The organism is Fructilactobacillus sp. X1R3C1 (assembly GCF_059901545.1).
The window spans coordinates 288,264-306,948 of the sequence record NZ_JBWXUT010000001.1 but is presented as its reverse complement, the minus strand read 5'-3'; the positions used below and the strand labels follow the sequence as shown (position 1 = coordinate 306,948).

At 39.4% G+C, this 18,685-nt stretch carries 17 protein-coding genes; 6 read left to right on the top strand and 11 right to left on the bottom strand.

Annotated features, from left to right (window positions below):
- Nucleotides 1-118 precede the first annotated feature (118 nt).
- Both AC6UD8_RS01565 and dapF read left to right on the top strand, forming a co-directional pair.
- On the top strand, nt 119-1,489 hold the full coding sequence (locus tag AC6UD8_RS01565; RefSeq protein WP_500695244.1) for an aspartate kinase: 1,371 nt from the start codon (nt 119-121) through the stop codon (nt 1,487-1,489).
- Between the two features lie 11 nt (nt 1,490-1,500).
- The gene (dapF, locus tag AC6UD8_RS01560; RefSeq protein WP_500699255.1) at nt 1,501-2,478 is read left to right on the top strand and encodes a diaminopimelate epimerase; all 978 of its coding nucleotides are present in this window, start codon (nt 1,501-1,503) and stop codon (nt 2,476-2,478) included.
- Between the two features lie 41 nt (nt 2,479-2,519).
- Here dapF and AC6UD8_RS01555 read toward each other — a convergent pair whose 3' ends face one another.
- Both AC6UD8_RS01555 and AC6UD8_RS01550 read right to left on the bottom strand, forming a co-directional pair.
- Nucleotides 2,520-2,975: a threonine/serine exporter family protein gene (locus tag AC6UD8_RS01555; protein WP_500693517.1), complete on the bottom strand. Its 456-nt coding sequence runs from the start codon at nt 2,973-2,975 to the stop codon at nt 2,520-2,522.
- 8 nt (nt 2,976-2,983) lie between these two features.
- Nucleotides 2,984-3,769, bottom strand: coding sequence for a threonine/serine exporter family protein (locus tag AC6UD8_RS01550; protein ID WP_500693516.1), 786 nt, complete (start codon nt 3,767-3,769; stop codon nt 2,984-2,986).
- A gap of 152 nt (nt 3,770-3,921) precedes the next feature.
- Between AC6UD8_RS01550 and AC6UD8_RS01545 the strand changes: the two genes are divergently transcribed.
- Nucleotides 3,922-4,272, top strand: a complete 351-nt coding sequence (locus AC6UD8_RS01545) for a hypothetical protein (protein ID WP_500693515.1) — start codon at nt 3,922-3,924, stop codon at nt 4,270-4,272.
- 57 nt (nt 4,273-4,329) lie between these two features.
- Here the strand turns inward: AC6UD8_RS01545 and AC6UD8_RS01540 are convergent, their stop codons facing one another.
- From AC6UD8_RS01540 to helD, 9 genes are all read right to left on the bottom strand, one after another.
- Nucleotides 4,330-5,223: a cation diffusion facilitator family transporter gene (locus AC6UD8_RS01540; RefSeq protein WP_500693514.1), complete on the bottom strand. Its 894-nt coding sequence runs from the start codon at nt 5,221-5,223 to the stop codon at nt 4,330-4,332.
- A 22-nt stretch (nt 5,224-5,245) separates the two neighbouring features.
- Nucleotides 5,246-5,686, bottom strand: a complete 441-nt coding sequence (locus AC6UD8_RS01535) for a nucleoside 2-deoxyribosyltransferase (protein WP_500699253.1) — start codon at nt 5,684-5,686, stop codon at nt 5,246-5,248.
- A gap of 21 nt (nt 5,687-5,707) precedes the next feature.
- Nucleotides 5,708-6,109: a hypothetical protein gene (locus AC6UD8_RS01530; RefSeq protein ID WP_500699251.1), complete on the bottom strand. Its 402-nt coding sequence runs from the start codon at nt 6,107-6,109 to the stop codon at nt 5,708-5,710.
- A 57-nt stretch (nt 6,110-6,166) separates the two neighbouring features.
- Nucleotides 6,167-7,051 (bottom strand): RluA family pseudouridine synthase, encoded by an 885-nt coding sequence (locus tag AC6UD8_RS01525; protein ID WP_500699250.1) that lies wholly within the window; start codon nt 7,049-7,051, stop codon nt 6,167-6,169.
- A gap of 54 nt (nt 7,052-7,105) precedes the next feature.
- The gene (locus AC6UD8_RS01520) at nt 7,106-8,293 is read right to left on the bottom strand and encodes an MFS transporter (protein WP_500693510.1); all 1,188 of its coding nucleotides are present in this window, start codon (nt 8,291-8,293) and stop codon (nt 7,106-7,108) included.
- A gap of 106 nt (nt 8,294-8,399) precedes the next feature.
- The gene (locus AC6UD8_RS01515; RefSeq protein WP_500699248.1) at nt 8,400-10,583 is read right to left on the bottom strand and encodes a heavy metal translocating P-type ATPase; all 2,184 of its coding nucleotides are present in this window, start codon (nt 10,581-10,583) and stop codon (nt 8,400-8,402) included.
- A gap of 14 nt (nt 10,584-10,597) precedes the next feature.
- A complete protein-coding gene (locus tag AC6UD8_RS01510) occupies nt 10,598-11,050 on the bottom strand; it encodes a CopY/TcrY family copper transport repressor (RefSeq protein WP_500699327.1) in 453 nt (150 codons plus the stop codon).
- A 134-nt stretch (nt 11,051-11,184) separates the two neighbouring features.
- Nucleotides 11,185-12,099 carry a type I pantothenate kinase gene (gene coaA / locus AC6UD8_RS01505; RefSeq protein ID WP_500695250.1) on the bottom strand — a complete coding sequence of 305 codons (915 nt, stop codon included), beginning with the start codon at nt 12,097-12,099 and terminating at the stop codon, nt 11,185-11,187.
- 10 nt (nt 12,100-12,109) lie between these two features.
- Complete coding sequence (gene helD / locus AC6UD8_RS01500; RefSeq protein WP_500699246.1) at nt 12,110-14,410, bottom strand: RNA polymerase recycling motor HelD; 2,301 nt, start codon at nt 14,408-14,410, stop codon at nt 12,110-12,112.
- A gap of 90 nt (nt 14,411-14,500) precedes the next feature.
- Between helD and AC6UD8_RS01495 the strand changes: the two genes are divergently transcribed.
- From AC6UD8_RS01495 to hflX, 3 genes are all read left to right on the top strand, one after another.
- Nucleotides 14,501-16,366 (top strand): cation:proton antiporter domain-containing protein, encoded by a 1,866-nt coding sequence (locus AC6UD8_RS01495; protein WP_500693506.1) that lies wholly within the window; start codon nt 14,501-14,503, stop codon nt 16,364-16,366.
- A gap of 185 nt (nt 16,367-16,551) precedes the next feature.
- Nucleotides 16,552-17,208: a histidine phosphatase family protein gene (locus AC6UD8_RS01490; RefSeq protein ID WP_500693505.1), complete on the top strand. Its 657-nt coding sequence runs from the start codon at nt 16,552-16,554 to the stop codon at nt 17,206-17,208.
- Nucleotides 17,209-17,218: 10 nt separating this feature from the next.
- The gene (gene hflX / locus AC6UD8_RS01485) at nt 17,219-18,481 is read left to right on the top strand and encodes a GTPase HflX (protein ID WP_500699245.1); all 1,263 of its coding nucleotides are present in this window, start codon (nt 17,219-17,221) and stop codon (nt 18,479-18,481) included.
- Nucleotides 18,482-18,685: the final 204 nt, after the last annotated feature.

Sequence of the window (18,685 nt, the reverse complement as noted above, 5' to 3'; positions counted from 1 at the left end):
TCGTCAATTAATATCATCTAAATTAATAACTATTTCACATATTTTGGGTTCCAAGATTGATAAATTAAAAATTAATGCTACAATTCAACTTAATTAAATTCTTAAGGATGAATAATTCATGAAAGTAACCAAATTCGGTGGGAGCTCACTAGCTAACGGAGCCCAATTTCAAAAGGTAATTAATATCATCAAATCAGATCCAGATCGGAAGGCAGTCGTTGTTTCTGCTCCCGGAACTCGCTTCAAAGGTGACGTGAAAGTTACCGACTTATTAATCGAGTATGCTAAAAAAGTTCTTGACCATGAAGACTTTTCTGACATTCTTAATCAAATTATTGATCGCTATCAAGAAATTGGTGAATCATTTAACGTTCAGACGAAACAGATTACCCAAATTGTCTCACAGTTAAGAGAATTACCTAATCAATCGTTTCCGGATTCTGCTCATCTAATGAGTACCTTTAAAGCTCAGGGAGAATACCTCAACGCGCAAATGTTGACGATGATTCTAAACCAACTTAAAATTCCCGCAAGGTTTATGGATCCAAAAGAAATTGGTTTTAAAGTCACCGGCGACGTTGCCGATGCGCAAATCAATCCAGTTACCTACGGAAACATCAGAAGATTTCGTGACGTTAAAGAAAAAATGATCTTTCCAGGATTTTTTGGGGTCAATGATGATAATCAAATCGCTACCTTTTCAAGAGGTGGTTCCGATATTACAGGCTCAATCGTAGCTCGTGGGCTTCAAGCTGATCTATACGAAAACTTTACCGATGTCAACGCAATCTATTCGGTTGACCCGAGGGTGGTTAAAAACCCGAAAGCTATCGACGTAATGACTTATAGAGAAATGAGAGAACTCTCGTATGCTGGTTTCTCAGTCTTTCATGATGAAGCCATCATTCCAGCAATCCAGGTCGGAATTCCAATCAACGTGAAAAATACATCGGCCCCTGATTTACCCGGAACCCTGATTGTTCCTGAAAATAAATTTCAACCAACTCGCGTAATTACTGGGGTAGCCAGTGCCAAGCACTTCTCAGCACTGTACATTCATCGCTATCTGCTTAACAAACAAGTGGGTTTTACCCTTAAGATTCTCAAAATTCTGTACAAATACAACGTGTCGTACGAACACATGCCTTCTGGAATCGATGACCTGACCATTATCTTTGATAAGGCCCAACTAAATGACCATATCGTCAAAGAAATTACAAGAGAAATCAAAGATGCCCTTCATCCCGATCAAATTCGTTGGATTAATGACTATGCCATCATCATGATCGTTGGGGAGGGAATGCAGTCTGATAATCACACCATTGAAAAAATCATTCGGCCCCTAACCGACAATGGCATCTCCATTCACATGATTAATCAAGGAGCTTCCAAGATTTCCGTGATGCTTGGAACTGACATTAAAGATTCAGATAAAGCCGTCAAGCTAATTTACAGAAACTTCTTTGACAACAACCGACTAATTTATTAGGAGACTAAATTATGACTAAATTACTTAAAGTACATGGATCCGAAAATCAATTCTTTATTTTGGATCAAACCGAATTAGACCAAAAACTAACTGACTCGGAACTTAAAAAACTTGCTCAAACCATTTCAGACCCCAAAAATCACATTTTAAACGGCGCCGATGGGGTTCTGGTAGTTGATTCATCAAACCACCCCAATGCACTGGGGAAAATGCGAGTCTTTAACGCCGATGGCAGTGAAGCTTCAATGTGTGGAAACGGACTTCGGACCGTTTCTCGGTACTTGTCACAAAAGTTTGGTCAGGATGCTTTCAAGGTTGAAACCAACGATGCAGATCTAGATGTGACAAAAGAGAGTGACATTGCACCTGGAGTTCCCGCCTTTAGTGTTCAGATCTCACCAATCTCATTTGACGCTAAGAGTCTGCCCCTTGAAAATATCAAAACACCACTGTTAGATCAGCCAGTCAATGATTTCATTTCTGGACTAGATTATTCAGCGGTCGCAGTGCCTAATCCTCATCTCATTAGTTTTATGAGTATGGATCAAGTTAAATCAGACGATTTAGTTAAGCTAGGCAAAATGCTAAACGGAAAAAACAAGTACTTTACGGACGGTGTCAACGTTAGTTTTGCTAACGTCATGGATCAAAATGAACTTTTCGTTCGAACCTTCGAACGGGGTGTAGGTCTTACAAATGCCTGTGGAACTGGAATGACGGCCACTAGTCTAATTTACGAAATCTTAACTCATGATTCGGACTTTGACGAAACCGTCAATATTTATAATCCAGGTGGGATGGTAAAAACTCACATAAAACGCAGTGGGGTTCACTACGATCTTCATTTGATTGGAAATGCGACTTTTACTAATGAGTTAAATATTAGTGAAAGTGACCTAAGAAACGTCAACCTCGATAATATTCAAATCACCGATACCGGTGAGGAGCAGGATTATCAAGACTTTGTCAAACAGCTTCAAACTAACTAAAAACCACATTGACACGAGGTCAATGTGGCTTTTACTTTCAATTAAGATACGATTCCCTTCAAAAGATGGGTGATGTGAAAGAACAGTTGAATCGCCAACTCGGCTAGTAAGAACCCAATCGCCAACGCTCCTGCAATCATCGCGACTTGCATTAAGTAAACAAACGCTAAGTGCGTGTTGCCCGTTGCAATGTATTTCATAACTTCATACGCCTGTCCACCGGGAACAAGCGGAACTAACGCTGGAATGTTAAAAACGATGATTGGCATTTTTTTGTACCGAGCTGCCAGCATTCCCAAGATCCCAATTGTAAACGCTCCAAAGACGTTTCCACCAACGTAACCACCAAAAATCGAATTGTAGGTTAGGTACACTAAATAGCTGGCAACCCCCACCAATCCACCTAGATTAAGAGCACGCGGTGGCACGTTGATCAAAATTGCAAAACAAAGGGTGGCAACGTAAACTCCAATTATTTTCACTAAAATTTCAATCATAAACACCCCTATCCAAACCACTTCAAAGCAAGTGCCACTCCAAATCCTAAAGCACACGCTCCCATAATGGCTTCCATTGCTCTAGCTGGTCCACTAACAAGGTTGCCAGACATTAAATCTCGGACCGCATTAGTAATTTGGACGCCAGGAACAAGCGGCATCACACTCCCAATAATCATATTATCCACACCACTTCCAAGTCCCAACTTTCGGGCTAGCATGGCTAACATGCCAATTGAAATGGCCGCAGTAAATTCGTTTATAAACTCAACTTTCACGATACGATTCAAATAGTCAAAAATAATCCAACCTAACATCCCAATCAGACAAGTAATAAAGAATACCGAATAATCACCACGAAAAACCACTTCAATGGATCCTGAAAGGACCGCAGCAGCTAACATTTTCATCCAGTACGGAAAATAAGTATCCAGATCACTAACGTGTTGCAATTCTTGATAGAACTGCTCTAACGTTGTCTTGTGTTCCGCAAAGCGTCGCGATAAATCGTTCACAGCCGTGATTTTTCTTAAGTCAAAAGCCCGCTTATCAATTTCAGTAATCTGAGTTTCTGAATTATCATTAACGGAAATCATAATTCCAGTAATCGTAATGTAAGTCTTCAAGTTTGGCATCCCAGCATTTCGTGCGATTCGCTTAATGGTGTCATTAACTCGTGTCATTTCTGACCCATTCTCAATCATGATTTTACCCGCCAACATACAGGTCTTAATGACCAAATCACTATAATTACGAAAACGCGAATCCGGATCCAGTTGATTCTTCCCAAACATGCGACTCACCCCTTTTCTTTAATATTTCTAGCATATCAAAATATAAGTAAAAAATCTCATTGAGTTTTCGTTACAAAAAACTATTTTACGAATGGTATCCAGACAGATATAATTAAATTAGATTTGTAACGGTATCATACAGGAGGAAAAATATGAGTGACAATGTAAAGTTTAGTGATTTAAGTGAGCAGGCACAAAAAAAGGTTGTTAACGATTTTGTTCCTTTCTACATCAAACTATTTAGGAACAACAACCTGGAAGTTATGAGTACTTTTGACGGTGAATCTGGTGTAATTGCTGATTTAAACCGTGAAATCGTCACTCTGAGTAATAATAGTCCACGAGACGTTGTCGCTGACATCATTGAACTTGACTATGGTGATTTCGCAATCCTTTTAAGTAAATTAAGTCAGACTTACTTTGAAAACGGTAACCCCACCACTGATTGGTCAGAATGGTATGTTAACGAAACCAATAAATTAGATCCAGACAGCACTTTATAGATCACTTTAAAATCACAAAAAAACAGTTTCTTTCTCTAGTAGAAAGAAACTGTTTTTTTATATGTCTTTGCCGTTATCGTAAAATAAATCATCATGTCTTCCCCGGTCAACTTCTGGTTGAATCGTGACATGGTCAATGTGATACTTACTCTTCAATAATTTATTAATCTTATCGTAAATTAATTGGACCTGATCTAAGGGCATATTTTTCATATTAACGTGAGCCGAAAAAACGATGCTGTTTTCATCCACCATCATCGCATGCACGTGGTGAACACCAGTCACCCCATCAATTTTTAATAGATCTTTTTTAATGGCAGCGTAATTCAGTTTGGGTGCACTTTCCATCAAAATCCCCACTGTTTTCCTAATGATGGGCCAACTCTCCCACATAATGTAAAGTGCCACTAGGATGGTCACAATTGGATCCACAATTGTCCAATTCAAGAAAGCAATTAAGATTCCACCAATAATAATTCCAAGCGATGACAACGAATCACTCAACAAGTGGAGGTAGGTGGCTCTCATGTTCAAGTTGTGCTTAGCGCCTTTATTTAACAAAAAAGCAGAAAAGAAGTTGGCCACAGTTCCGACAACTGCAACCACCAGCATTACTGGCCCATTAATTGTTTCTGGATGTGAAATTCGCTTAACAGCTTCAATAATCAAAAAAAGCGAAATTAAAATCAAAAACAATGAATTCAAGAACGCCGAAATAATTTCAGCTCGTTTAAAGCCATAAGTGTTCTGTTTGGTTTGTTGTTTTTTACTTATTCGATGAGCAATATAGCTCAATACAATTGAAATGGAATCCCCCAAATTATGGAAGGCGTCCGAAAGAAGTGACAAACTTCCCGAGAAGATCCCACCCAAAAATTCAAGAATCGTAATGACTGCATTTAATACCGTTACTTCGAAAAATCTCATTCCAGATAATTGATCATTATTCATAATCTTTCTCCTTTAATTCGACTTAAAAAATGTTCCCTGTATAGTGACTCTCTGGCATCTTAGTAAAATCATAAGCCTGGAGTTGCTCGCCGTTTTTCAGGTAAGCATGCAAACTTTCTGAGATCATTAGGTTAAGTGGTTCATCTTTTTGCTGAAAAACCACAACGGGCTTTCCCATTTGAACCCCCGCACCAATCTCATACGCAGTACCACTATCAACATTACTACCACCAAAATCAACCACAGCCACCACTGCTTCAGCTGCTTCTAGATTTTCCATGTCACGATGATAGATCTCGTTCGCCCACGGAAGGGTAAACTGCTCATTTTCAGCGTCCTGATGTTTACGTGGCGAATAAAAATCAGTCACCGTTGGATTTGCCTCTAATGCGTGTTCAACAACTTCAATTCTTTGAATTTGTTTGTTACTAAAAAATGGACTTGCTAAATAAATTTGGGCCATGTTAACTCTCCTATTTTCTGTTTAGTCTTCTACCATTCGCCATTCACCCTCGCCAGCTTTTGAAATTAAATTCAAAAAGTGAAGAGCTTCTTTCGCTTGGTCCTGATCGTGTTTATATAATTCGTTTAATCCGGCACCCGTATTAACTGGTCGTGACAGATCAAACTGACCTTTTTTACCAGACTGACCAGTTGCCATTGCTACCACAATCTCGCCACTATTAACCCTGGTGACAATGAAGAAAATGGTAAAATCATCGTCTTTTTTCATGTAAGCAGGCATTGCCCAAATGTCGTCAGCAATTTGCTGCATCTCATAATCTTTGAACTTATAGTCAAGGTGATTCTTCTCATTCACCGGCTTATTAAGTACAAATATCATTTTATCAAAGGATTTTTCACCTAACTGGATGTTATCTTCCACGGAACATTCTCCTTACTTTACTAACTTTATTGTAGCAAATTTTAAAAAATTTACATACTAATTTTTGGAAATTACCTTTTCCATATCATCAGGCAACTTGGCTTCAAAATTTAACTGCCGTCCTTGAAACGGATCAAAGAAAGAAAGCGTAAAAGCATGTAACGCCTGGCGTTTAATTCCCCGATCAAGTGGACCATGATAAAGTTCATCACCAAGCAGCCGGTGACCAATTGATGTCATGTGAACCCGAATCTGATGGGTACGCCCAGTGTGAAGTTTAATTTCTAATAGTGATGCATCACTTAAGTCTTTTTTAACCCAGTATTCCGTCTGTGCGGCCTTTCCCGACGTAGTCACTTGTCTCGCAAAGTTATCACCAATTCGCCCAATTGGCTGGTCAATGATTCCGTGCTTTTGTGTCATTTTGCCAGAAACGATTGCTAGGTATCGCTTATCAATTTCATGACGATTCAGCTCTTCATTGGCATAACTATTTGCCAAACGATTTTTAGCAACTAAGACCACTCCACTAGTAAACCGATCCAAACGTGTAATAATGTGCGGTCGTAAATTTGCGGCCTCTTCGTTTATTAAATGGCCTTTAATCCGATTCACCAGTGTATCGGATTGGTTGCTTGGGCCTGGAACCGACGTTAACCCAGCTTCTTTATTAACCACTAGCCAATTCTCATCTTCGTAAATTATATTAATTGGTTCAAAACTAACCGCAATTCGTGGATCAGATAATTCATTTGGGAGAAAGACAGAGACGACATCATCAAAGGAAACGTTAACCGATGGCTTGACGGTCTTAGCATTAATCTTAAAAGCATTTTTCGCTCGCTTTAAGTCTGCATACATCCGATGACTAATCCCATGTTGACTCAAAAAGGCCTTGAGCGATATGGGACTAGTATGAGAACTTTTAAAATTAACTTTCATGGTTTTTTGCTCCTTTGACCAAAATAAATAAGGCGATGCATCAAATGCACTGCCCTAATTAAATATTTTTCTGCGTAAAAATTTAATATCCCATACACCAACGGCTCCCATAGCTAGTAGAATAATTCCACAAACTACAAAGGTTAATGCGGGCTTATTGGAACTAAATACCGAATCAATCCCACCTAAAGCAATCGGTGCTAAAAAGATTCCACAATTACTACCAATCAACAAGATGGAAGTGGTTAAGTTCAGAGTTCCTTTGGATGAAATTTCAGTCGCAATGTTTAAAATGTAGGAAACCACAATCGCATCAAGAAAAGTTACTAGGAAAAAGCCAAGCGCCGCACTAAAGAACGAGTGTGATAACCCAATCCATAGCTGACAAAATCCACTAGCAATAATTCCGACGGGCAATAAATATTTCTTCAACTTCATCAGTGCCATACTGAAGACTATACCACCAACTAAGCCAAAGATTGGCGCAATACTGATAACAACCGCTGACTGTTGTGTGGAACCAATCCCGGTTCCTTCAATAAATTCAGCAATTCGAACGGTGGCACCCACATACGTAATTTGATATCCAGCAAGTAGCATGGTCCAGAAAAGAACATCAGTATTAATCTTTGGAAAGTATTTGTTTTTTCGTTCCGCTTGATAATGTTCCACTTTTGGTGGTGACGGAACAAAGAAGAAAAACAAGATGGCAACCGGAAATGCCAAGGTATAAATTAGAAAAGCACTATGCCAACCAAAATCAACCAGTAATGCACCAGCAACGTACGCTGAAATGGCATTACCCAACATCTCAAATCCACTTCTAACTCCCATCAGTTGATTCTTTTCTTTTCCCTTAAAGAAGGTTCCAATCAGACTAACGGCCAGTCCATTCAACAAACCAAGCCCAATTCCAAAAGCAAATCGTGAAATAAGCATTACATAATAATTAGTAACAAAAATAGGAATCACTCCAGCGATTCCGCTGACCAGCAACCCGAGTATAACGGTTCTTTTGGCACCAATCTTTTTAGCAATCCAACTACTTCCAAGCAGGAAGATGATCACTGCTAAAGCTGGCATGGTGGCAATTAACTCAATACTTGAATATGAATGCCCTGGAAATGCACGCTGCCATTGTGGTACTTCCGCTGAAACTGACAGTGATGACGCTAAAACTAACGAAACCGCCAACAACGAAAACTTCATCATCGGGGAATACTTTTTCTTTTGTTGATCCATGAACACCCACCATCCCTTGTTACTTAATTTATTACTTAATGGATCGATTATACAAAAAAAGAGTGGCAAATGAAAGCCACTCTTGCTTAATCGACTAATTAATTGTTTATTCTTTAATCTTTCCCATATGAAGGGTGAAAGCATTCACAGCCACAATGATGGTTGAAGCTGACATAATCAAGGCCCCAACGGCTGGCGAAAGGATAATTCCAATTGGAGCTAAGATCCCAGCAGCAAGTGGCATTGCAATGATATTGTAGCCAGCTCCCCACCAGAGGTTCTCAACCATTTTCCGGTTAGTTGCTCTGGCAAGGTCTAAGAAGTCAATGATATCTTCTGGATCACTTCTAACCAGTACAACGTCAGCCGATTCGATGGCAATGTCGGTTCCAGCACCGATGGCCACTCCAATGTTAGCACGTGATAAACTCGGAGCATCGTTGATACCGTCACCAACCATCATGACATCATTACCCTTATTCTGATACTCTTTGATGATTTCTTCCTTATTTTGTGGAAGTAGTTCGGACCGATAATCAATATCACCCAATTGATGAGCAACTCGCTTAGCAGCCAAGTCATTATCACCAGTGAGCATTACGGGGGTAATGTTCATTCTTCTAAGTGCCTTAATTAAGTCGATTGACTTAGGACGAAGAACATCTCCTTGGGCAATCACCCCAAGTACCTTATCATCACTTACCAAGTAACTAATCGAATTACCTTGACTAGCAAGATTATCAAATTGTTTATGATCGTAGTCCATGTGATTATCAGTTAGATACTTAGCCGTCACAATCTTATACTCTTTTCTGTCAATTTGTCCCGTTAGTCCAACTCCCTGAATGGCTTGGACGTTCTTGGCTGGGACGACGGAAACTTGCTCCTTTTTAGCCTTGGCTAGGATTCCAGCTGCTAGAGGATGACTAGAATTAGCTTCAAGATCAGCAAATTTAGTCAGAAGTTCTTCGTTACTCATATCGGAATCAGAGATTACATCATTGACTTGAAAGACTCCTTCAGTCAGAGTCCCAGTCTTATCCATAAAGACGTAATCCAAACGTTTAACCTCTTCAATTGACTGACGATTTCTGATTAACAGTCCATTCTGAGCGGCAATTGAGGTACTTCTAGCTACGACTAGTGGGATAGCTAAACCTAAAGCGTGGGGACATGCGATAACCAGGACCGTAATCATTCGTTGCAGTCCATAACTTAATCCGCTTAGAATCGTCCAAACGACCAATGCTAAAATTCCAATGATCAGGGCGCCATAGAACAACCAGCGCGAAACCTTGTCAGCTAACGTCTCCGCTTTTGATTTTTCCTTTTGAGCAGCTTGCACCATTTTAATAACTTGAGCTAGGTATCCATCTTTAGCAGTGGCGGTAACTTTGACTTGCATACTACCATCACCGTTGACGGATCCACCAATTACTTTACTTCCTTTTTTCTTAGTCACTGCCTTCGACTCACCAGTTACTAAGGCTTCGTTTACAGCACTAGTTCCAGAATCAACCACGCCGTCAGCTGGAACTTTTTCACCCGGTTGCACCAAAACAATGTCGCCAGCTTTTAACTGGTCTAGTTGAATATCCTTAGTTTCTCCGTTAGATTCAACCAAATGGGCTGTGCTTGGAAGTAGTGCAGCCATCTTTTTAAGCGCATCGCCAGCATTCATGACCGCATCCATTTCAATCCAGTGACCTAGTAGCATAATGACAATCAAGCTTGCTAGTTCCCAGAAGAAATTCATCACATGACCGTTTGGATTAATGAAGGTATTCATAATAAAAGCATACAAACTATAAAAGTACGAAGCTGAAATACCTAGTGTAATCAACGTCATCATTGCTGGAGCATGACTTTTCAACTCATTTTTGGCTCCACTAAAGAATGGTTGACCACCATAAAAGAACAGAATGGTTGAAAGAATCATTACAATCCAATCAGACCCCGGAAAAGTAATCTGAAACGGCAACTTCATCCCCATAAACGGAGAAAGTAATAAGATGGGAATCGTAATAATCAATGAAATCCAAAAGCGCCGTTTGAAGTTTCCCATGTTCATCATGTGGCCGCCGCCCATATCCATTGAACCGTTTCCCATGTTCATAGATCCATGGTCCATTTTCATCGAACCATGGTCCATTTTCATTTTAGAATTACCCTTCATGTTCATTTGACTATTATCATTGTCTTTGGGGTTCATATTTTTCATATTATGGTTATCATGATTCATATTCATTTTCCCCATTGAATCATGTTTTCCATTGTCCATATCCTTCATTAAAAAGCTCCTTTCTATTGACAATCCATGCCCATATCGCCTGGTAAACAGTTACAATCCACTTTATCGGGGGCGGTTTTTAGCTTTTGGCTCAAAACTTCACCCAACTTGTGAATATCACTCTTACTAATCTTACTTTGGTTAATCAAATCCATAATGGTCTGGCCTTTACGCATGTCGCACATTTGTTCAAAAAGTTCTTCAGCACTTAGATTCATCGCATTCTGTTCGTTAACAGTGGGCGAATAAACGAAATAGCCTCCCTTTTTAGAACGAGTTAACAAACCTTTCTTAACCAATCGACTAAGTAACGTTTTAATCGTTGACTCTTTCCAATCACGTTTTTTCGTAATCGTGTCAATGATTTTTCGTGATGAGCTATCTCCCATCGTCCAAATCAACCGCATAATTTGCCATTCAGCGGGCGTAATTTCTTCAATTTTTTTGGTTTGATCCAAATAATTCACCTCCAATTCATGGTTTACATCTGTAAATTCAATATTAATCATAATCTACATCTGTAAACTTTGCAACCATTTAATCTATTTCTCAATAAAAAATCGCTCAATCATTGAATTATAACGATCGAGCGATTTTTATTTTAATATTTCCTAAGATAAACTTTATCAACGATGTGCCCCACACCTTTATGAATAATAAGGTTGGCTCTTTCACGTGTTGGTAAAATGTACTCCTTTAAGTTCGGTAAATTGACGGTTTTCCAAACGTTTCCCGCCATTTTAACCGCCTGTTCTGGCTCCTCTTTTGCGTACTTATAGTAATAATTAGTTGGATCCTGAAAAGCCGTTTTCATTAACTTCTTAAAACGATTAAGGTACCAAGTCTCAATCAGATCTGGATTAGCATCGATATAGATCGAAAAATCAGTAAAATCACCAATATAGAGTTTCTGATGATCAGGAATTTGAAGCGTGTTAATTCCTTCAATGATTAAAATGTCGGGATTAGTGATGACATCATAACGATGAGGAATAATGTCATACGTTTGATGAGAGTAGACTGGTGCTTTTACTTCTTTCACACCAGCCTTAATCTTAACCAAAAATTGAATCAATGATTCCATGTCATAGCTTTCAGGAAACCCTTTACGATCAAGAATGCCCTTTTCTTTTAAGACTTTCGTTGGATACAAAAAACCATCAGTCGTGATTAGTTGCGTCTTCATATCTGGTAATAAATCGGTAAAAAGGTATTGAAGCAGACGCGCTGCGGTTGATTTCCCCACAGCTACACTTCCCGAAATTCCGATGATAAATGGAATTTTAGGCGTTTTACGTTTTAGAAAATCACTTTCAGTAAGCTCCCAATCTTGGTAATGCTTAGAAGCCAGTTCTAATAAGCGTACCAATGGCATGTAAATATCAGAAACATCGTCAAGTGAGATCTGATCATTAAAGGCCTTTAATCTTTCCAAATTAGCCTGTGTAATTGGAGCAGATTCATTTGGATAAAACTGTTTCCATTCATTTTTACTAAATTCATAGAAATCCTTCAACAAAACTCACCTACTTGGTTACTAAATCATACTCATCCTTTGGAACGTCCTTAAACGTTGGTGATAACTCCCCAACTGAAATCACGTCCAGGCGGTGCATAGCACGACTACAAATTGTGTACACTAACTGGTCATCACGCTCCGTTGGATATTCTTCTTTAGAACCATTCCACATTACAACGGCGTCAAACTCAAGTCCCTTAGCTAGATAGGCCGGAACAACAATAACACCCTTGACCAACCGCTGATTTTCGGTTTGAATCAACGTGGATTTAATCCCATCTTTTTTTAGCTCATCATGAACTCGTCGACACTCGTCTAACGATTTAGCAATGACGGCCGTGGTATCACTCGCCTGATCATTTGCCTGAATCGTATTCTTTAAAACGTTTATTCCCTTATTAAAATCTTTGACAACGTTAATTTTAGGAAGTTCACCACTTCTAGCAAACGACTGGATCTTACTGCCATCTGGGATCAGATGCTTGGTAAAATCAGTGATTTGTTCAGTTGAACGATAAGACTTATTAAGTTCGATTACCTTGGTCTTCTCGGGATCAAACATCGTCTTCATTTCCCGCAAAAGGCTATTGCTACTCTCATGGGTGAAGATCGCTTGGTTGAGGTCTCCTAGTAAAGTAAACTTCGCCCTTGGAAAATTAAACTTGAGGTAAGCCAACTGAAATGGAGTATAGTCTTGAACTTCATCGGCAAACAAATAACGCATGTGGATATCAGGACGTTTTCCAGATATTAAATCATACAAGTAAAGATAAATTGAAATATCAGCATCACTAATTTTGCCATTCTTTAATCGCTCAATTGATTTTTCAACCCCGTCATTCCATTCTTGTTCATCAATTCCATACTTGCTCAAGTCGGTAATTCTAGGAACGTTTCTGATTAGATTAACGAACTGGCGATTGATACTAACAAATCGACCGCGAGTAATGGCCTTTCTAACGTTTCTAAAAGCGTTTTGGACAATCTTTTTAGCCAAAAAGTTATATTCCTTATCGGGATTATCCATACTTTCGCCATATTTAGCGTAAATTGCCTGAAGTTGTTGCTGGTCAAGTCCTTCAATGGTTTCTTCGACCCACTTCTTTTTCATCTCACTCCCAATGTGACGATTTAAAATCTTATTCAGTTCTTCCTTGGTAGCTTCCAAACGATTCCGTAAGTTATAGTTTTCGTTAAAACGATAGTAGATTTCACTAATATCTTCCTTAGAAATAAAGATATTATCTTCAAATTTAATGTCTTTGAACTGAAAGTTTTCCTTATTTAAATGATGAGCGTACGTTCCAACTAGATCAAAGAAATCCAAGCTGTTTTTGAAGTCAACCACCTTTTGTTGGTGTTTTTCATGAGTTTCGACAAAACGTTCACCAATGGTTTCAACCTCCAAGTGGGGAACTCGTCGGTTGGTGTATTGGTAGTACGTCATCTGAACCATATTTTGTTCCCCTAACTCGGGTAAGACCTCATTGATGTAGTCATTAAAAAGTTGGTTGGGGGAAAATAAGATTACTTGTCCAGAATTCAAATTACCACGATAACGATAAAGTAAGTATGCAATTCGTTGCAAAACAGCAGCCGTTTTTCCTGACCCGGCCGCTCCTTGAACAAAAAGCAAATCAGAATCAGTATCACGAATGATCTGGTTCTGCTCTTTTTGAATCGTGGTAACGATGCTCTTCATTTTGGTATCAGACTGATGACTGAGATTTTCTAGAAGTAAGTTGTCTCCAAGGGCTTCGTCTGTATCAAAGATGGTTTCAATCTTACCGTTCTTGATCTCAATCTGTCGCTTTAACTTGACGTCAACCTTTTGGGGACCAGCCGGTGAATCATACGTCATTTCACCAATTCCACTATCATAGTAAATACTGGAAATAGGTGCCCGCCAGTCGTACACCAGATAATCGTCAGGATTATCGGTAAATGACGCTAGGCCAATGTAAATGGTTTCAGTGTGTTTCTCGCCTTCTTCGTGAAAATCAATTCGAGCAAAGTATGGATTTTGATCCAGCCGTTTTAGCGTATCAAGATCCTTTGCGGCGTTCTTCCAGCGGTTCTCACGTTCCGAAAGTAATTGCTGTTGCTGTCTAACCGAGACACCCGTCTCCATCTGTCCACTATATGTACTTGTCTTTAAACGAACATCGTTAAAAAAGTTCTTTTGGATTTCCGATTGGTCACCCTTCGCTTTTTTAATTTTTTTAGCAGCATCGACCTCTGCCATTTCAATTTTGCTTTCAACAAAATCAAGGTGTTTCTGTTCTTCATCTTTAATTGAATTTTCCAACGGATAATCCCTCCTGCTTGCTAAACTTGATTAAATATTCTAACATATTAACTCAACTGAACAAAATATATAAACCAAGGTGATCGTAATATGGACTCAATCTCATTAGTAATTGTTCTACTTGCGGCCCTAATAACTCCATTAGTGATGGCACGATTCCACATTTCAATGCTGCCAACCGCAGTCGTTGAAATTTTAGTTGGAATCATATTAGGACCCAGTTTATTCAACATCGTTTCCGACTCAAACATTTTATCCATTCTTTCCAAGATTGGTGTGATCGTCCTACTGTTTTTGAGTGGAATGGAAATCGATTTTTCCTTATTTAAACCCAAAAACAAAAATCCCAGTGAACTAGAAAAAAAATCAAGCAAAACTGCTCCACGATTTTCATCCGTTCAACTAGCCTTTATGGGGTATGCAACGGTTATCATTCTAGCATTAATCCTAGGATACTTCTGTAAACTAACTGGACTATTCAGTGACTTCTGGTTAGCTTCAATCTTGTTTGCTACCATTTCACTTGGCGTGGTCATCGCAGCCTTAAAGGAAAAAGACGTCACTGGAAGCGCCTTTGGCCAAACCATCCTGTTAATCGCTGCCCTTGGTGAAGTTTTACCGATCTTTGCCCTGACGATCTACGCATCGGTATTTGGATCCGACAGTAAGTCACTATGGCTCATCCTGATTCTATTTGTGGTAGCGGGCTTTTTATTGTGGTGGTTTAAACGTTTCTTCAAGGTTTCAGACCAAATCAATAAATCAACCACTCAGATTGACATTCGGCTAGCTTTCTTCATCATTGTTTTACTATCAACGATTGCCGTCTTTGTTGGATCAGAGGACATCTTAGGGGCATTCATCGGTGGAATGGTCTATAAATTACTACAACCATCCGAAACCACGAAAGATCGATTGGATTCAATCGGATATGGGCTCTTCATTCCAGTCTTCTTTATCATGAGTGGTGTTGGTTTGAATGTCAAAGAGTTGCTGTCAAACCCAGCGACTTTGGTTCTAATCCCTGTTTTCTTTGCTAGTTACATCATCGCGAAGTTGGGACTTTATCCCATCTTTAGGTTACGTTTCAATAAGCAAAACTCACTGGCTGGAATGGCCCTTCCGAGTGCAACCATCACCATGGTTCTTGCAATCCTCCAAGTTGCTAAGGGGATGAAAGTGATCACATCTCAACAGTCGGGGGCATTTTTGCTTGCAGCAATTATTACCTGTATCATTGGCCCACTGGTCTTTAACAAGGCCTTTAAAGTCGAACCAGAAACCTATCCTAAGATTAAGGTTAATTTCTTTGGGGTTAACTTAACTACCATCCCAGTCGCTCAACAACTTTCAACTGGGTGGTACGACGTTAACGTATACACTGATAATCAGGAGCACTACCGCTCCTATAACAGTCAGGCTAACGTTCATCTTGTTTCTAAGCTTGACCCAAGATTTTTAATTGACAACGGCTATTTTGACTGCGATATCGTCGTCATGGCCTACTTTGATTCAGAGAAAAGTTACGAGTTGGCCAAGTCAGCTAAAAAGTACGGTGTCAAACGGGTTATCGCTCGTTTTGAAAATCGCGATGTCCTTGATAAGCATCAAGATGAACTCCTTTCTCTAGGAGTTGAGATATATAACAACCTTGCCGTCAACATTGCCATGCTAAGAGAGTTGATTGAGGTCCCGTCAACATTTAAGATGATTGAATCTAACGAATCAGTTCTCCATGAAGTTAAACTAACTAATCCGAGTTTGGCTAACATAGCAGTCAAAGACCTTCCCTTTAGTAGTGACATTACCATTAACGAAATCTTTCGCGACCATAAACTACTTCATCCGACCGGTGAGACGATCCTAAGATTAGGTGATCAAATTATTTTCTCAGCCCAAAAGGGAACTGGAATTCAAATCAGAAGTGATTTTAACCCGGAAGCATCACAAAATTAGATTAATTAATCCACTGACTAAGATGATGTCAGTGGATTTTTTATCGCGTTCATGATGATTTACGCAAAACAATATAATGATTATTTCAAATGATTACTAAATTATACCAATTCCATCCGTCCCGTTTATCTTGGACGTTAAAATATGCTAGAATTAAGCAACTAGTGAATCAGGGGGAAATAAAAATGACTTCAATCAATTTATATTTTGTCAGACACGGCCAAACATATTTGAATCGTTACCATCGTTTACAGGGATGGGCAGACTCAGCTTTAACCGATAAGGGAATCACCGATGCAATCGATGCTGGAAAACACCTTAATAAGGTTGATTTCAACAAGGCATATAGTAGTGATACCAAAAGGGCCCGTGACACCGCGGAACTAATCCTAAAAGAAAATCCATCAGGACTAGTTGAACCGATCGAAATGGAAAACCTCAGAGAAGAGAATTTTGGATACTTTGAGGGCAATGACATGGGACAAGTTTGGCACATCATTGGGGGGCCATCTGGCGCTGATTCATACAGTCAAATGATCGCCACTTATACGATGGAAAAGACCCGCGACATGATTGCTGACGCCGATCCATACGGGGATGCCGAAAATGATTCACAGTTTTGGAAACGAGTTCAAACTGGGCTGGACGAAATCGTTAACAACGCTGAAGATGGTGATGATATTCTCATTACTGCTCATGGAACTCTCATTCGAAGTATCGTTAGTCGTTTTAGTGACATCGATATTAGTGAACCCATTCAGAATGGCAGCGTCACTAAAGTTGATTATAAAGATGGCGATTATATTATCAAATACTATAACAACATTTCAGATCCAGTCTAAAGGAGTATAAATGATCGACAACTTTACTGATGTAATTACAATTGGTTTAGATTTAAATGATGCTAATTTTCAGTACTCAATGGAGGAACTTAACAACTTAGTCACCGCGAACAACATGCATAGCGTTGAAACTGTGACCCAAAAGTTGGATCACCCTGATCCAGCAACCTACTTCGGCAAAGGTAAGGTTGAATTTCTAGAACAACTCGTCAAAACGTCTGGGACAGATATCATTGTGGCAAACGATGAACTCAGTCCTAGTCAAATTCGAAACCTTGAAAAATTAACCAACGCTAAAATCATTGACCGAACTGGGCTAATTTTGGAGATCTTCGCCAATCGAGCTCGTTCTCGTGAAGCCAAGTTACAGGTCCAATTGGCCAAACTAAACTATCAACTCCCAAGGCTCCGTACTAGTGCTAGTCAACGATTAGACCAACAGTCTGCTGGTGGCGGACTAGCTAACCGTGGTGCTGGTGAAACCCAAATTGAATTGAATCGTCGAACCATTCAACATCAAATCACGCACGTTCGTCACGAATTAAAGGAAATTGACAAATCATACGACACTCAAAGTAAAAAGCGCAAACAAAACGATTTGAAAACCATTGCTCTTGTTGGTTACACCAACGCAGGCAAATCCACGATTATGAATCAACTGGTAAAACGATTTGGTGAAAACGAGGAGAAAGAAGTTACCGTTAAAAACATGCTATTTGCCACCTTGGACACCAGCGTGCGAAAGATTGAGCTGCCAAACCATAAACGTTTCCTTGCAACCGACACGGTTGGTTTTGTCAGTCAACTTCCGCATCAACTAATTCAAGCCTTTAAATCAACTTTAAAAGAGGCAAGCAACGCTGATATCTTGGTACAGGTAGTTGACTACTCTGACCCAAATCAAGAACTAATGATGCAAACTACTGAAAAAACTCTAAGAGAAATCGGGGTCCCCGACATTAACATGATTAAGGTCTTTAATAAGGCTGATAAGAGTGGAGAAAATTATCCCGTTCGTGAAGGCAATAACATCATCATGTCAGCTCTTGACCCTGATTCAATTAATTTATTAATTGACATAATTTCTCAAAACTTGTTTAAAGATTACGTCAAAAAGACGTACCTCATCCCTTTCAATAGTGGCCAAGTAGTTTCGGACCTAAATGAAAACGAAACGGTTTATCAGACTGACTACACCGATCAGGGAACGAGGTTGAAAGTTGAACTTCCTGAAACATCGGCCAAAAAATACCAAAAATACGAAGTTAATTAATAAAATTACATTGACATTTAATATGGATCGCGGTTAAATGGTCCTATACTAATTTAAGAGAACAATATTTAAAGAAACCGCCCAAGAGAAGCCGACGTTATTCTGGAAGTTGGCTGACTAATCTTTATTTAACCACCTCTTAAAACACATTAATACACAACAAAAAGCGCTCTGAAAATTTCAGAGAATTTTGGGTGGAACCGC

Excerpts from the sequence above, each read along its gene's own strand:
- AC6UD8_RS01565 (WP_500695244.1), top strand. The coding sequence starts at position 119 with ATGAAAGTAACCAAATTCGGTGGGAGCTCACTAGCTAACGGAGCCCAA.
- dapF (WP_500699255.1), top strand. The coding sequence starts at position 1,501 with ATGACTAAATTACTTAAAGTACATGGATCCGAAAATCAATTCTTTATT.
- AC6UD8_RS01555 (WP_500693517.1), bottom strand. The coding sequence starts at position 2,975 with ATGATTGAAATTTTAGTGAAAATAATTGGAGTTTACGTTGCCACCCTT.
- AC6UD8_RS01550 (WP_500693516.1), bottom strand. The coding sequence starts at position 3,769 with ATGTTTGGGAAGAATCAACTGGATCCGGATTCGCGTTTTCGTAATTAT.
- AC6UD8_RS01545 (WP_500693515.1), top strand. The coding sequence starts at position 3,922 with ATGAGTGACAATGTAAAGTTTAGTGATTTAAGTGAGCAGGCACAAAAA.
- AC6UD8_RS01540 (WP_500693514.1), bottom strand. The coding sequence starts at position 5,223 with ATGAATAATGATCAATTATCTGGAATGAGATTTTTCGAAGTAACGGTA.
- AC6UD8_RS01535 (WP_500699253.1), bottom strand. The coding sequence starts at position 5,686 with ATGGCCCAAATTTATTTAGCAAGTCCATTTTTTAGTAACAAACAAATT.
- AC6UD8_RS01525 (WP_500699250.1), bottom strand. The coding sequence starts at position 7,051 with ATGAAAGTTAATTTTAAAAGTTCTCATACTAGTCCCATATCGCTCAAG.
- AC6UD8_RS01520 (WP_500693510.1), bottom strand. The coding sequence starts at position 8,293 with ATGGATCAACAAAAGAAAAAGTATTCCCCGATGATGAAGTTTTCGTTG.
- AC6UD8_RS01515 (WP_500699248.1), bottom strand. The coding sequence starts at position 10,583 with ATGAAGGATATGGACAATGGAAAACATGATTCAATGGGGAAAATGAAT.
- AC6UD8_RS01495 (WP_500693506.1), top strand. The coding sequence starts at position 14,501 with ATGGACTCAATCTCATTAGTAATTGTTCTACTTGCGGCCCTAATAACT.
- AC6UD8_RS01490 (WP_500693505.1), top strand. The coding sequence starts at position 16,552 with ATGACTTCAATCAATTTATATTTTGTCAGACACGGCCAAACATATTTG.
- hflX (WP_500699245.1), top strand. The coding sequence starts at position 17,219 with ATGATCGACAACTTTACTGATGTAATTACAATTGGTTTAGATTTAAAT.